General features: G+C 62.8%; 14 protein-coding genes. 6 read left to right on the plus strand and 8 right to left on the minus strand.

What is annotated here, in order from left to right; all coding sequences use genetic code 11:
• Positions 1-77 precede the first annotated feature (77 nt).
• Positions 78-827, minus strand: a complete 750-nt coding sequence (locus QMX91_RS12900) for a transporter substrate-binding domain-containing protein (protein WP_282412813.1) — start codon at positions 825-827, stop codon at positions 78-80.
• Positions 828-970: 143 nt separating this feature from the next.
• On the opposite strand from QMX91_RS12900, the gene dnaX reads away from it, so the two are divergent.
• The 5 genes from dnaX to QMX91_RS12925 all read left to right on the plus strand — a co-directional run bounded on the left by dnaX (position 971) and on the right by QMX91_RS12925 (position 6,776).
• Positions 971-3,052, plus strand: a complete 2,082-nt coding sequence (gene dnaX / locus QMX91_RS12905) for a DNA polymerase III subunit gamma/tau (RefSeq protein WP_223007400.1) — start codon at positions 971-973, stop codon at positions 3,050-3,052.
• Positions 3,053-3,119: 67 nt separating this feature from the next.
• Positions 3,120-3,458: a YbaB/EbfC family nucleoid-associated protein gene (locus QMX91_RS12910; RefSeq protein ID WP_003223337.1), complete on the plus strand. Its 339-nt coding sequence runs from the start codon at positions 3,120-3,122 to the stop codon at positions 3,456-3,458.
• A gap of 264 nt (positions 3,459-3,722) precedes the next feature.
• Positions 3,723-4,757: an NADP-dependent oxidoreductase gene (locus QMX91_RS12915; RefSeq protein WP_282412814.1), complete on the plus strand. Its 1,035-nt coding sequence runs from the start codon at positions 3,723-3,725 to the stop codon at positions 4,755-4,757.
• A gap of 66 nt (positions 4,758-4,823) precedes the next feature.
• Positions 4,824-5,426 (plus strand): recombination mediator RecR, encoded by a 603-nt coding sequence (recR, locus tag QMX91_RS12920; RefSeq protein WP_007965550.1) that lies wholly within the window; start codon positions 4,824-4,826, stop codon positions 5,424-5,426.
• Between the two features lie 201 nt (positions 5,427-5,627).
• The gene (locus QMX91_RS12925; protein ID WP_282412815.1) at positions 5,628-6,776 is read left to right on the plus strand and encodes an acyl-CoA dehydrogenase family protein; all 1,149 of its coding nucleotides are present in this window, start codon (positions 5,628-5,630) and stop codon (positions 6,774-6,776) included.
• A gap of 119 nt (positions 6,777-6,895) precedes the next feature.
• Here QMX91_RS12925 and QMX91_RS12930 read toward each other — a convergent pair whose 3' ends face one another.
• Complete coding sequence (locus QMX91_RS12930; protein WP_003223345.1) at positions 6,896-7,444, minus strand: adenine phosphoribosyltransferase; 549 nt, start codon at positions 7,442-7,444, stop codon at positions 6,896-6,898.
• 78 nt (positions 7,445-7,522) lie between these two features.
• A complete protein-coding gene (gene fnr, locus QMX91_RS12935) occupies positions 7,523-8,257 on the minus strand; it encodes a fumarate/nitrate reduction transcriptional regulator Fnr (protein ID WP_003223347.1) in 735 nt (244 codons plus the stop codon).
• A 155-nt stretch (positions 8,258-8,412) separates the two neighbouring features.
• Between fnr and QMX91_RS12940 the strand changes: the two genes are divergently transcribed.
• Positions 8,413-8,895, plus strand: a complete 483-nt coding sequence (locus QMX91_RS12940; RefSeq protein WP_282412816.1) for a hypothetical protein — start codon at positions 8,413-8,415, stop codon at positions 8,893-8,895.
• Here QMX91_RS12940 and hemN read toward each other — a convergent pair.
• The 5 genes from hemN to QMX91_RS12965 form a co-directional block, all read right to left on the minus strand.
• On the minus strand, positions 8,892-10,274 hold the full coding sequence (hemN, locus tag QMX91_RS12945; RefSeq protein WP_134785870.1) for an oxygen-independent coproporphyrinogen III oxidase: 1,383 nt from the start codon (positions 10,272-10,274) through the stop codon (positions 8,892-8,894). The two genes, QMX91_RS12940 and hemN, sit on opposite strands and share 4 nt — an antisense overlap.
• A gap of 268 nt (positions 10,275-10,542) precedes the next feature.
• Positions 10,543-11,226, minus strand: a complete 684-nt coding sequence (locus QMX91_RS12950) for a sulfite exporter TauE/SafE family protein (RefSeq protein WP_097087645.1) — start codon at positions 11,224-11,226, stop codon at positions 10,543-10,545.
• On the minus strand, positions 11,219-11,431 hold the full coding sequence (gene ccoS, locus QMX91_RS12955; RefSeq protein ID WP_282412817.1) for a cbb3-type cytochrome oxidase assembly protein CcoS: 213 nt from the start codon (positions 11,429-11,431) through the stop codon (positions 11,219-11,221). The genes QMX91_RS12950 and ccoS overlap by 8 nt, the downstream gene beginning before the upstream one ends.
• A 22-nt stretch (positions 11,432-11,453) precedes the next feature.
• On the minus strand, positions 11,454-13,904 hold the full coding sequence (locus QMX91_RS12960; protein WP_282412818.1) for a heavy metal translocating P-type ATPase: 2,451 nt from the start codon (positions 13,902-13,904) through the stop codon (positions 11,454-11,456).
• A gap of 210 nt (positions 13,905-14,114) precedes the next feature.
• The gene (locus QMX91_RS12965) at positions 14,115-14,654 is read right to left on the minus strand and encodes a FixH family protein (protein WP_282412819.1); all 540 of its coding nucleotides are present in this window, start codon (positions 14,652-14,654) and stop codon (positions 14,115-14,117) included.
• Positions 14,655-14,664: the final 10 nt, after the last annotated feature.

Here is a 14,664-nt window from a genome sequence, read left to right on the forward strand (position 1 = left end):
CGCGAAGGCGGTGTGCCAGTTAACGAATCAGATGACTGACACACCGCCTTCGCGAGCAAGCCCGCTCCCACAATGGGTTATGGGGTGGCTTCAGTGGACCCGGTATACAACCGGATAATGTCATCAATCTCCCCCGACATTTTCATCCGCAGCAACGTGCGCAGGATCCGCTGCACTGGCACCTGTGGGTCATTCCTCACGTAGCAGCCCACATGCTGCTCCTGCAGCACCGCGACGCCGTGCAGTTGCTGCCCGGGCAGCAGGCGCTGATTGAACCAGTCCAGCGTCCATTGATTGCTCACCGCATAGCGGTAGCGGCCGGCCAGGAGTTTTTCCAGTACTTGTTCCTGATTACGCGCGTCCTCGCGTTGCAGGCGATCGGCGTCGAACAGCGGTTGCAGGGTCGGATAGGTATAGCCGAGCACGGTCCCGATCGATTGGCGGGGCAGGTCGGCAGGGTCAACGCGGGGCGGCTGAGCGTCGCGGCTGATCAGCAAATCGCGCTGGAACAGCAGCGGAAGGCTCCAGATATAGTCCCCGGACTGATTCGGCAGCCACGATTGTGCGGCATAGCAGCGCACGTCGACTTCGCCGTGCTCCATGGCGTTCTGCACCCGGGCGCGCGGCAGGACGTGGAATTCGGCCGGCACGCCGACCTGCGTCGCAAGGCTGAGCATGATGTCGTGGAGGATGCCCTGGGTCGGGCGGCCGTGGTCGATCTGCACCATCGGCATCGCCCAGCTGTCGGCCACGACAAAGCGCAGCGGCGGTTCGGACGCGCTCACGCTCAGACTGATCCCCAACAAAGCTCCCAAGGCCCAACGCATACATGCTCCGATGAGTCCCGATCACGAGCGAAATTTCCCCGCCAACAGCAGCTTAGCCAGATTAGACGAGCACACCGGATGCAATTTTGCCCTTGCTCCGCTAGCATTAGCCGCTTCAGCTTCCTTCGTTGCGACGGTTTTCGATGAGTTATCAGGTTCTTGCACGTAAATGGCGTCCGCGCTCGTTCCGCGAAATGGTCGGCCAGACCCATGTGCTCAAGGCTCTGATCAATGCCTTGGACAGCCAGCGGCTGCACCACGCGTACCTGTTCACCGGTACCCGCGGGGTCGGTAAGACCACCATTGCGCGGATCATTGCCAAATGCCTGAACTGTGAGACAGGTATCACTTCGAGCCCCTGCGGCGAGTGTTCGGTGTGCCGCGAGATCGACGAAGGGCGCTTCGTCGACCTGATCGAGATCGACGCCGCGAGCCGGACCAAGGTCGAGGACACTCGCGAGCTGCTGGACAACGTGCAGTACGCGCCGAGCCGCGGGCGCTTCAAGGTCTATCTGATCGACGAAGTGCACATGCTCTCCAGCCATTCCTTCAATGCGCTGCTGAAAACCCTTGAAGAGCCGCCGCCGTACGTCAAGTTCATCCTGGCGACCACCGACCCGCAGAAACTTCCGGCAACGATTTTGTCGCGTTGCCTGCAGTTCTCGCTGAAGAACATGACGCCCGAGCGCGTGGTCGAGCATCTGACCCACGTGCTCGGCGCCGAAAACGTGCCGTTCGAAGACGACGCGCTGTGGTTGCTGGGCCGCGCCGCTGACGGCTCGATGCGTGACGCCATGAGCCTGACCGACCAGGCCATCGCCTTCGGTGAAGGCAAGGTATTGGCCGCCGATGTGCGGGCGATGCTCGGTACGCTGGATCACGGCCAGGTCTTCGACGTGCTGCACGCACTGATCGAAGGCGACGCCAAGGCGTTGCTCGAAGCCGTGCGCCACCTGGCCGAGCAAGGCCCGGACTGGAACGGCGTGCTCTCGGAAATTCTCAACGTGCTGCACCGTGTCGCCATCGCCCAGGCTTTGCCTGAAGGTGTCGACAACGGTCATGGCGACCGTGACCGCGTATTGGCATTGGCTCAGGCGCTGCCGGCCGAAGACGTGCAGTTCTATTACCAGATGGGCCTGATCGGTCGCCGCGACTTGCCGCTGGCGCCGGATCCCCGTGGTGGCTTTGAAATGGTCCTGCTGCGGATGCTGGCCTTCCGGCCGGCGGATACGGCGGACGCCCCGAGGCAACCGCTAAAGCCAGTGGGGATCAGCCAGGCCACAGTTGATTCCGCAAACTCAGTGGCTGCCGCGCCCAAGCCTGCGCCGGTAGTCGCTGCGGCTGTTGCGCCTGCACCGGTGGTTGCGCCAGCGCCGGTTCCAGCGCCTGTGGTGGTGGCTGCGCCGGCACCCGCGCCAGAAGCAGAACCTGAACCGGTCGTCGCCGAAGCGCTGGTCGACCTGCCGTGGAACGACCCGGTCGAACCCGAGCCAGAACCTGAGCCGGTGCAGCAACCAGCCGTCGAGCCAGTACTGGAAACCGCCAGCGAGCAGCCCGAGTTGCCGCCGATGCCGCTGCCGACCCCGGACAGCGTGGTGCCGGATGCACCGGAGTGGGCCGCTGCGCCGATTCCCGAGCCGTCGGTCGCCGACGTCGATGCTGCCACTCCAGGCATGGACCTCGACGACGAGCCGCCGCTGGACGAAGACTACATCGAGCCGGACATGGATTCGGCCTACAGCTACCTCGACGATCTGGCCAGCGAACACACCGCCGAGCCAGCCCCGGAACCCGAGCCGGAGCCTGCGGCCGCGCCGGCCACCGGTCTGGCGTTGCAATGGCTGGAGCTGTTCCCGCAACTGCCGATCTCCGGCATGACCGGCAGCATTGCCGCCAACTGCACGCTGATCGCGGTCGATGGCGACCACTGGCTGATGCACCTGGACCCGGCGCACAGCGCGCTGTTCAACGCCACGCAACAGCGGCGCCTGAACGATGCGTTGAACCAGTTCCACGGTCGCACGCTGACCCTGACCATCGAGTTGATCAAGCCCGAGCAGGAAACCCCGGCGCAGGCCGCGTCCCGTCGCCGGGCCAACCGTCAGCGCGAGGCGGAGGAATCGATCCACGGGGATCCGTTCATCCAGCAGATGGTCCAGCAGTTCGGTGCAGTGGTGCGACACGATACTATTGAACCTGTCGACGCCTTGGTCGCCCAAGGCTAATAACTGAGGGCGTCCGGCCTCGCTGGCCGGGCGCTGTTTTGATCCAAGTACTTTTGAGGTGATTCCCATGATGAAAGGTGGCATGGCCGGCCTGATGAAGCAGGCGCAGCAGATGCAGGAAAAAATGGCCAAGATGCAGGAAGAACTGGCCAACGCCGAAGTCACCGGCAAGGCCGGTGGCGATATGGTCACCGTGGTGATGACCGGTCGTCACGACGTGAAAAGCGTCAGCATCGACCCAAGCCTGGTTGAAGGCCTGAGCGAAGACGACAAGGAAATGCTCGAAGCCGTTGTCGCCGCGGCCGTCAACGACGCCGTGCGCAAGATCGAAGCCAACAGCCAGGAAAAAATGGGCAGCATGACCGCCGGCATGAACCTGCCAGCAGGTATGAAACTGCCATTCTGATTCGCCATCGCGAGTTGGATGAGCTACACAAAATGCCAGGCATCGCGCCTGGCATTTTTGTTTCTGCCTGAGTGTCATGTGTTGGCAGAGCTGACGCTTTCGCGAGCAAGCCCGCTCCCACATTTGGAATGCGTTCTTCCTGTGGGAGCGGGCTTGCTCGCGAAGGCGTCGACTCGGACCAACTGAAGAAACATCGAACCCACCACCGCCGCCAAAGGTCTGCTCCCTATACCCCCGAATTCCCCATTCACAGGAGACGCTGACATGTCCGACCCTCTGACCCTCAACCAACGCTTCGTCCTCGCTTCACGTCCGGTGGGCGCGCCGACTCCGGAAAACTTCCGTCTGGAGCGCGAAGCGTTGCCGGATCTCGAAGACGGCCAGGTGCTGCTGAAAACCCTGTACCTGTCGCTGGACCCGTACATGCGCGGGCGCATGAGCGATGCACCGTCCTACGCCGCGCCGGTACAAATCGGCGAAGTGATGACCGGTGGCGCTGTCAGCCGTGTCGAGAATTCCCGTCATCCGAAATTCCACCAGGGCGATCTGGTGGTCGGCCTCACCGGCTGGCAAAGCCACAGCATCAGCAACGGGCGCAACATCATGCCGATTCCGTCCGGTCTGCCGAGCCCGTCGATGGCGCTCGGCGTGTTGGGCATGCCGGGGATGACCGCGTACATGGGGCTGATCGACATCGGTCAGCCGAAAGAAGGCGAGACCCTGGTGGTGGCTGCAGCGTCCGGTGCGGTCGGTTCAGTGGTCGGTCAGGTGGCGAAGATCAAGGGCCTGCGCGCCGTGGGTGTGGCCGGTGGTGCCGACAAATGCAAATACGTGGTCGAGGAACTGGGGTTTGATGCCTGCATCGATCACAGGGCGCCGGACTTTGCCGAACAACTGGCCAAGGCTTGCCCGAATGGCATCGACATCTATTACGAGAACGTCGGCGGGCATGTGTTCGATGCCGTGGTGCCGCTGCTCAACCCCAAGGCGCGGATCCCGCTGTGCGGGCTGATCGCCGGTTACAACGCCACTGAAGCGCCGCAAGGTCCGGATCGTCTGCCGATGCTGCAACGCACCCTGCTGACCAAGCGTGTACGGATTCAGGGCTTCATCGTGTTTGACGACTACGGCGACCGCCAGCCTGAGTTCATCAGCCATATGGTGCCGTGGGTGCGCGACGGCAAGGTCAAATTCCGCGAGGACGTGGTGGAAGGCCTGGAGCAGGCGCCCGAGGCGTTCATCGGTCTGCTTGAGGGGCGCAACTTCGGCAAACTGGTGGTGAAGGTCGCCCAGGACTGAGCATTTGACGCTGGCCAGAGGCGCGGGTATAAACCGCGTCTCGTTGTTTTGTCGGACTTTTTACCCATGAGCTTCAGCCCTTTGATTCGCCAACTGATCGACGCCCTGCGCACTTTGCCGGGCGTGGGTCAGAAAACCGCCCAGCGCATGGCGTTGCAGTTGCTCGAGCGTGATCGCAGCGGCGGCACGCGCCTGGCCCAGGCCTTGAGCCAGGCCATGGAAGGGGTGGGGCACTGCCGTCAGTGCCGCACGCTGACCGAAGACGATCTGTGCCCGCAGTGCGCCGACACGCGCCGCGACGACACGCTGCTGTGCGTGGTGGAAGGGCCGATGGACGTGTATGCGGTGGAGCAAACGGGTTTCCGTGGGCGCTACTTCGTGCTCAAGGGCCACCTGTCGCCGCTCGACGGTCTGGGGCCGGAAGCTATCGGTATTCCGCAGCTGATGGCGCGTATTGAAGAGGCGGGCACCTTTACCGAAGTCATCCTCGCCACCAACCCGACGGTGGAAGGTGAAGCTACTGCGCATTACATCGCTCAACTTCTGGCCAACAAAGGCTTGATCGCCTCGCGGATTGCCCACGGTGTGCCGCTGGGTGGGGAGCTGGAGTTGGTGGATGGCGGGACACTGGCGCATTCGTTTGCCGGGCGTAAGCCGATTTCCCTCTAAGTCATAGGGTGTCTGAACAGACGCCTTCGCGAGCAAGCCCGCTCCCACAGTTGATCGAGTTCATTCAGATTGAATGCGGTCGAATGTGGGAGCGGGCTTGCTCGCGAATGGCGCACCTCGGTCTGACTGATTCACACAAACCTATTGAAAACCAAGCAAGCGCTCGGTTAACGTCGGCCAACCCCTCAGTGGAGTTCGCCGATGCCTGCTTTCCAGGAATACTTCGACCCCAGCCACCAAATGGTCCGCGACAGCGTCAGACGTTTCGTCGAGCGCGAGATCCTGCCGGACATCGATGCGTGGGAAGAAGCCGAAAGCTTTCCCCGTGAGCTGTACCTGAAGGCCGGGGCGGCGGGGATTCTCGGCATCGGTTATCCCGAAGCGCTGGGTGGCAGCCACGAAGGTGACGTGTTCGCCAAGGTTGCCGCCAGCGAAGAGCTAATGCGCTGCGGCTCCGGTGGTTTGGTCGCCGGCCTCGGTTCGCTGGATATCGGCCTGCCACCGATCGTCAAATGGGCCCGGCCCGAGGTGCGCGACCGTGTCGTGCCGTCAGTGCTCAGCGGCGAGAAGATCTGCGCGTTGGCAATTACCGAACCCGGCGGCGGCTCCGACGTCGCCAACCTTCAGACCCGCGCCGTGCGTGACGGCGAATTCTACCGGGTCAGCGGCAGCAAAACCTTTATCACCAGCGGCGTGCGTGCCGATTTCTACACCGTCGCGGTGCGCACCGGAGCGCCGGGTTTCGGCGGCATCAGCCTGCTGGTGATCGAGAAGGGCACCCCAGGCTTCACCGTAGGCCGCCAGCTAAAGAAAATGGGCTGGTGGGCCTCGGACACCGCTGAGCTGTTCTTCGACGATTGCAGGGTGCCTGTGGGCAATCTGATCGGCGCCGAGAACATGGGCTTCGCCTGCATCATGGGCAATTTCCAGAGTGAACGGCTGGCGCTGGCGCTGATGGCCAACATGACCTCGCTGCTCGCGCTCGAAGAGGCGCTGAAGTGGGCGCGCGAGCGTGAGGCGTTCGGCAAACCGATCGGCAAGTTCCAGGTGATCAAGCATCGGCTGGCCGAAATGGCCACGGCGCTGGAAGTATCGCGCGAGTTTACTTACCGCCAGGCGGCGAAAATGGCGGCGGGGCAGAGCGTGATCAAGGAGATTTCCATGGCCAAGAACGTTGCCACGGATACTTCGGACCGGATTACCACCGAGGCAGTGCAGATTCTTGGCGGCCTGGGTTACATGCGCGAGAGTCTGGTGGAGCGGCTGTATCGGGATAACCGCATTCTGTCGATTGGCGGCGGGACGCGGGAGGTGATGAACGAGATCATCAGCAAGCAGATGGGGCTTTAGGTTTGCGGTGAGGCTGCCGGCCCTTTCGCGAGCAAGCCCGCTCCCACATTGGATCTGTGGCGTTCACAAATCCTCTGTGGGAGCGGGCTTGCTCGCGAAGGCGGCGGTACAGACGCCGCTTACTTGTCAGTCAAAGCAAACTGCGTCAGGCAGAAGGTAGGGATGCCCATATCTTCCAGACGCTGCGACCCACCCAGCTCCGGCAGATCGATAATCGCCGCCGCCTCATGCACCCGCGCGCCCATGCGGCGGATCAGGTTGGCCGCGGCGATCAGCGTGCCACCGGTGGCAATCAGGTCATCGAACATCACCACCGAATCGCCTTCGCACAGGCTGTCGGCGTGTACTTCGAGGAACGCTTCACCGTATTCGGTCGCATAACCCTCGGCCAACACGTCCGCCGGCAGTTTTCCCTGCTTGCGGAACAGCACCAGCGGCTTGTTCAGTTGGTAGGCCAGCACCGAACCGATCAGGAAACCGCGCGCATCCATCGCGCCGATGTGGGTGAAATCGGCTTCCACATAACGGTGGGCGAAGCTGTCCATCACCAGGCGCAGGGCCTTGGGCGACTGGAACAGCGGGGTGATGTCGCGAAAGATCACGCCCGGTTTCGGGAAGTCGATCACGGGGCGGATCAGGGATTTGATGTCGAAGGAGTCGAAGACCATCGTCGAGGTGTCCTGGCAGGGCTGCAAACGGCGCAGTATACCCGCGGCTGAAACGCTTCGCTCAACCGCGGATCGAGATCAGCCTTCGAGCGAGCCGCCGGCCAGGGCGCAGAGCTGGATCGGGTCGAGGATGTGGATCTCTTTGCCCTCGGCGGCGATCAGTTCGTTCTGCTGGAAGCGGGTGAATACCCGTGACACGGTTTCCACCGCCAGGCCCAGATAATTGCCGATTTCATTACGCGACATGCTCAAGCGGAACTGGTTGGCCGAGAACCCGCGAGCACGGAAGCGGGCCGATAGGTTGACCAGGAACGTGGCGATGCGCTCGTCGGCGGTTTTTTTCGACAGCAACAGCATCATTTGCTGGTCGTCACGGATCTCGCGGCTCATCACCCGCATCAACTGACGGCGCAGCTGCGGCAGTTGCAGGGCCAGTTCATCAAGGCGTTCGAAAGGAATTTCACAGACCGAGGTGGTCTCCAGGGCCTGGGCCGACACCGGGTGTTTCTCGGTGTCCATGCCGGACAGGCCGACCAGTTCGCTCGGCAGGTGGAAACCGGTCAGCTGTTCTTCGCCGCTGTCGCTCAGGCTGAAGGTCTTCAGCGCGCCGGAGCGTACTGCATAAACGGAATCGAAGGTGTCGCCCTGACGGAACAGGAACTCACCCTTTTTCAACGGGCGGCCACGTTTAACGATTTCGTCCAGCGCATCCATGTCTTCCAGATTCAGAGAAAGTGGCAGGCAGAGAGGGGCCAGGCTGCAATCCTTGCAATGGGCCTGGTTGTGAGCGCGCAGTTTGACTGGCTCGGACATTTCTTAAATCCTTGTGGGAAAACACACATAAGACGTAAGGGTAACCCACGGGGGGACATTCAGGCCAGCCTGTGGCGAGTTTGTCCCGCGGGCGTAAAGCCGCAGGGCAAGTGGCCGATAAAGGGGTATCACCACGCATGCAAGGAATCGCTTCGATGGCCGCCATTGACACGCTGAACCCCGGTAATAGCGGCGTTGCGTCTGTGCCGAGCACCGCCAGGACGGGCACCGACAGCGAGCAGAATGCCGCCTCTGCGCCGTTGGCAACCCCGACCTTGGTCGAGGGCGTCAAAGTGTCGCTGTCCGGCGCCTCCATCGAAAAATCCTTCAGCGTCAGTGGTGAGAACAGCGACATCGAAGACAGCGGCTTGCCCGAGAACGTCCAGCAGTTGCTGAAGATGATCCGCAAACTGCAAAAAGAGATCGCCGAGAAGAAAGCCCGGATGGCGGCCGTCATGTCCGACAGAACACTGACCAACGAAGCCAAGGTCAATATGCTCGCCGCGCTGCGCGGTGCCATCGCCGCCCTGAATACCGGGCTGATCAGTGCCAATCTGGCCCTGTCCAAAGTCATGGATCAGTCCGGCCTCACCTCCGAGCAGAACCTCAAACTCGGCTCACTGCTGACGAAAAACTAGATCACCCGCGAGAAGCGCTGGCGGTTCTGCTGTTCCAGATACGCGTCGAACACCATGCACACCGAACGCACCAGCAGACGCCCGGCCGGCAACACCTCGATGCGCTCGCGTTCCAGCGTGATCAATCCATCGTTGGCCATGCCTTGCAGTTGCGGCCACAGCTCGCCGAAATAGCCCTGAAAATCGATGTTGAACGCTTGCTCGATTTCGGCGAATTCCAGGCTGAAATTGCAGATCAGTTGCTGGATCACCGCACGCCGCAGGCGATCGTCGGCATTGCACACCAGGCCACGGCTGGTTGCCAGTTGCGCGGCGGCGAGGGTGTTCTGGTACTGGTTCAGATCGCTGTTGTTCTGGCAGTAGAGGTCGCCGATCTGGCTGATCGCCGACACCCCAAGACCAATCAGGTCGCAATGGCCGTGAGTGGTGTAGCCCTGAAAGTTGCGCTGCAGGGTCTGTTCTTCCTGAGCGATTGCCAGCTCATCGTCGGGCAGCGCGAAGTGGTCCATGCCGATGTAGCGGTAGCCGGCGGCGGTCAGTTGTTCGATGGTGCGCTGGAGCATTTCCAGTTTTTGCGCAGGGCTTGGCAGTTCGTGGCTGTTGATCCGCCGCTGCGGCATGAAGCGCTCCGGCAAGTGCGCGTAGTTGAACACCGAGAGCCGGTCCGGTTGCAGGCTGATGACTTCCTCGACAGTGCGCGCGAAGTTTTCCGGGGTCTGCTTGGGCAGGCCATAGATCAAGTCGATGTTGATCGAGCGAAATTGCAGGGTGCGCGCCGCGTCGATGACTGCGCGGGTCTCCTCAAGGCTTTGCAGGCGATTGACCGCGCGCTGTACCGCCGGATCAAGGTCTTGCAGGCCGATGCTGACCCGATTGAAGCCGAGTTCGCGCAGCAGGCCCATGGTCGACCAGTCGGCCTCGCGTGGGTCGATCTCGATGCCGTAGTCGCCGGAATCGTCATCCAGCAGATTGAAGTGTTTGCGCAGATGCGCCATCAGCTGACGCAGTTCGTCATGGCTGAGAAAGGTCGGGGTGCCGCCGCCGAAGTGCAATTGCTCGACTTTCTGCGCCGGCTCCAGATGGCAGGCGATCAACTGGATTTCCTGCTCCAGGCGCTGCAGATACGGCTGTGCCCGCCCGCGATCCTTGGTGATGACTTTGTTGCAGGCGCAGTAGTAGCAAATGTTCGCGCAGAACGGCACGTGCACATAAAGAGACAACGGGCGCAGCGCCTTGCGGCTGTCGCGCAGGGCGTGGAACAGGTCGAAGGTGCCGACCTGGCTGTTGAATTGCACGGCCGTCGGATACGAGGTGTAGCGCGGCCCCGCCAGGTCGTAGCGGCGGATCAGATCAGTGTCCCAACGAATGGCGTCGAGCATGCGGGCATTCCCCCGGATAGGCTGGCAGTGTGGCGAGTCTATCGGGGTGCGGCGACGGGGCTGTTGATTTGCATCAACGGCGGATTGGTAGTGACTGCTTTTGTGGCGAGGGGATTTATTGTGGTGAGGGGATTTATCCCCGATCGACTGCGAAGCAGTCGTAAAGCCTATGTGCGCGGTGTCACTGGAGGAATGCCGGGGTGCGCTTCGCACACCATCGGGGATAAATCCCCTCACCACAATGAATCTTCTCAGGGCTGTGGCCGGGTCAGTGACCCATCAACCAATGTTGGTGAGGGCCCGGAAGCGTCCAGATCCCGAACACAATCACCAACAACCCCCCGGCCATGCGCACGCTGCGTTTGCGCAGCAACGCGGTTACACGTTCGGCCGCCAGCCCGGTCGCCAGCAGCACCGGCCATGTGCCCAGCCCGAACGCCAGCATCAACAGCGCACTGTCCAGCGCATTGCCCTGGCTCGCCGACCACAGCAGCGTGCTGTAAACCAGTCCGCACGGCAGCCAGCCCCATAGCGCGCCGAGCAATAACGCACGGGGCAGTGTCGACACCGGCAGCAATCGATTGGCCACCGGCTGAATGTAACGCCACAAACCACGACCAAGACTTTCGATGCGGGTCAGGCCGCTCCACCAGCCGGCCAGATACAGGCCCATGGCGATCAGCAGCAGTCCGGCGAGGATGCGCATGACCATCGCCGCCGGGCTGTTCGCCACCGCCCAACCGGCGAGGCCGATCAGCAAACCGGCGGTCGCGTAACTGAGGATCCGTCCGAGGTTGTACGCCAGCAGCAGACGAAAGCGTCGGCTGCGCTGTTCCTTGGGGATCGCCAGGGTCAGCGCGCCCATCAGGCCGCCGCACATCCCCAGGCAATGCCCGCCACCGAGCAGGCCGAGGATCAGCGCGGAAACCAGCAGCGGCGCCAGCTCAAGCATGGGGTGGCGCCTTGTCCTGCGGTTTGTCGGTTTTGGCTTCGTCCACGGCGGCGGTGTGGTTCGGGTCCTGATCATCGAACAGGATGCTGTGGGCCGGACCATCGAGGTCGTCGTACTGCCCGCTGTCCACCGCCCAGAAGAAGATGTACACGGCGATGGCCACGATCAGCAGGGCGGCCGGGATCATCACGTAAAGAGCTGGCATCGGTACTCCAGGCCCGCGCGGCTCAGGCCGGCAACGGGCGGGTTTCTGAACGGGTGCCGGCGACCGGCGCGCTCGGCAGGCGAGTCAGGCGCAGGGCGTTGAGCACCACGGTCAATGAACTGATCGACATGCCGACCGCAGCCCACACCGGGGTGATCCAGCCGAGGGCGGCGAACGGCAACATGAGGCCATTGTACAGCGCCGCCCACAGCAGGTTCTCGATGATTACCCGACGGGTTCTGCGCGCTAAGGTAAAGGCTTGCACCAGCGCGTCGAGGCGGTTGGACAGCAGCACCGCGTCGGCGCTGGTTTTCGCCAGATCGGTGGCCGAACCCATGGCCACGCTGATGTCGGCAGCAGCCAGCACCGGCACGTCGTTCACACCATCGCCGAGCATCAAGACCTTGCGTCCTTCTTGATGAAGCTGTTGCAGCACCTGCAATTTGTCGTCCGGACGCAGACCGCCACGGGCCTCGTCGATACCCAGTTCGGCGGCGACGCTGGCGACCATCGGCGAGCTGTCGCCGGACAACAGCAGCGTGCGCCAGCCACGGGCCTTGCAGGCGGCGAGCAGGGCGGGCGCATCGTCGCGCAGGCGGTCGTCGAGAACGAACCACGCCAGTGCTGCCGAGTCATCGCCGAGCAGCAGCCACTGACCCGGTTCATCCGGCATCGCCGGCAGCGGCGAACCGCTGAGGGCGCAGACAAATTCTGCCTGACCGATGCGCAAACGCTGTGTGCCAACCAGCCCTTCGAGGCCAAGTCCCGGCGTGCTGTGCACTTCTTCAGCCGCCAGTGGCGCACGACCGAAGGCGCGGGCAATCGGGTGTTCCGAACGATTTTCCAATGCGGCGGCAAGGCTCAGGCACTGGTCGCTGTTCAGCGTGCCCAGTGGACGGATCGAACGCAAAACCAGCCGCCCCTCGGTGAGGGTGCCGGTCTTGTCGAAGATCACCGTGTCAATCTGGTTCAGGCCTTCCAGTACATGGCCGCGCGTCAGCAACAGGCCGAGTTTGTGCAGGGTGCCAGTGGCGGCGGTCAACGCCGTCGGGGTTGCCAGCGACAGCGCGCAAGGGCAGGTCGCCACCAGCATCGCCAGCACGATCCAGAACGCCCGCGACGAGTCCAGCTCCCACCACAACAGGCCGATGGCCGCCGCGGCAATCAGCGACAGCAGCAGAAACCATTGCGCCGCCCGGTCGGCGATTTCCGCCAGCCGGGGTTTCTCCGCCTGGGCGCGATCGAGCAGGCGGACGATGGCTGACAAGCGCGTGTCCTGACCCAGTGCCAGTACCTCGACGGTGAGTGCGCCTTCGACATTCAGCGTACCGGCGGTGACCGCCTCACCCAGCGTGCGCGGTTGCGGCAGGTATTCACCGGTCAGCAGCGATTCGTCGATGCTCGACTGGCCCTCGAGGATCTTGCCATCCGCCGGCAGGATCGAACCCGGTTGCACCAGCACCCGATCGCCAAGGCGCAATTCGCTGAGCAGAATGCGTTCGCTCTGGCCATCGGCGTCGAGGCGCAGGCACGAGGCCGGCAACAGGTTCACAAGCTGCGCGGTGGCCGCGGCGGTGCGTTCGCGGGCGCGGCGTTCCAGATAGCGCCCGGCGAGGAGAAACAGCGCGAACATCCCGACCGCATCGAAATACAGCTCACCGACGCCGGTGATCGAGGTCCAGATCCCGGCAATGTAGGCGCTGCCGATCGCCAGCGACACCGAGACGTCCATGGTCAGGTGGCGGGTGCGCAGATCGCGCATCGCGCCTTTGAAGAACGGCGCGCAGCTGTAGAACACGATCGGTGTGGTCAGGAACAGTGCGACCCAGCGCAGGATCGTGTGCAGTTCGGGGCTGAGGTCGATGTTGAATTCCGGCCAGGTCGCCATGGTCGCCATCATTGCCTGAAACCACAGCAGCCCGGCGACACCGAGCTGACGCAACGCGAGACGGTTTTCGCTGGCCAGTTGCTCGCTGGCGCGGTCGGCCTGATAGGGGTGGGCGGCGTAACCGATGTGGCGCAGCTCGGCGAGGATCTGGCTCAGCGGCAATTGCCCGTCGGCCCATTGCACATGCAAGCGATGGTTGGACAGATTGAGCCGCGCCTCGGCCACTGCCGGCAGGCTGCGCAGGTGTTTCTCGATCAGCCAGCCGCAGGCGGCGCAACTGATGCCTTCCATCAACAGGGTGGTTTCGGCGAGTTCGCCCGCGTGACGGACGAAGGGTTGTTGCACGTCGGCGCGGTCGTACAGCGCCAGTTCATCGGTCAATTGCACCGGCAAGGCTTCGGGGTTGGCCGAGGCTTCGCTGCGATGCTGGTAATAGCTTTCCAGGCCACCGGCGACGATGGCTTCGGCCACGGCCTGACAGCCGGGGCAGCAGAACTCGCGGGACTCCCCGAGCACGACGGCGGTGAAGCGGCTGCCCGACGGGACGGGCAGAGCGCAGTGGTAGCAGGGGAGTGGGGTGGTCATGGCATCGTTGAGGGGGTAAGCCCTTGCATTGGGGTTGTCCGCTTGCCCTCACCCCAGCCCTCTCCCGGAGGGAGAGGGAGCCGATTGATGGAGGCCGGAAAAGAGGTGCATCCACGGATATCGTCACTGCCATACACAAGGCATGCGAGCCCCTCACCCTAACCCTCTCCCTCCGGGAGAGGGTTAGGGTGAGGGGCTTCTGCAGTTTATTTATTTATCCAGGTCTTCGGCGCCCTGCAGCGGTTCGTCACCGAGCAGCAGATCCTTGTCGTGGCTGACCTGTTCCTCTTCGAACATGCGCCACACGTGGTCGTCCTGCGTGCCCAGCAATTCGACAAAACGCCGGCCTTCGACCTTGTCGCCCAACTGACCGATGTAACGGCCGGCTTCGGTTTCGCTGCGGGTCAGGACGATCTTGCGATCCTTCTCCGGCTGGGTCGGCGAGATCAGGTTCAGTTCCAGGGTTTTCGGCTGGCTGTTACCGCTCAGGCGCAGGTCGACCTCGCCGGTGAGTTCATCCAGATGGACGTTGGCGCGCATCTTCAGATCCTGCGCCAGCAGTTCACGGTCCAGCGAGCGGTTGATGCCTTTGCCGGCCTCGTAGTAGTTGTCGTTGACCAGGTTGTCCGGGTTGTTCACCGCGATGGTCACCATCGACAGGGTCAAGGTCACCGAACAGGCCAGAATTCCGATGATGATCCACGGCCAAAGGTGCTTGTACCAAGGACTGGCGGCGTTTGCTGCGGGCATGTTCAGTTCT

The organism is Pseudomonas sp. PS01299, from assembly GCF_029960145.1.
GTDB classification, from domain to species: Bacteria; Pseudomonadota; Gammaproteobacteria; order Pseudomonadales; family Pseudomonadaceae; genus Aquipseudomonas; species Aquipseudomonas putida_A.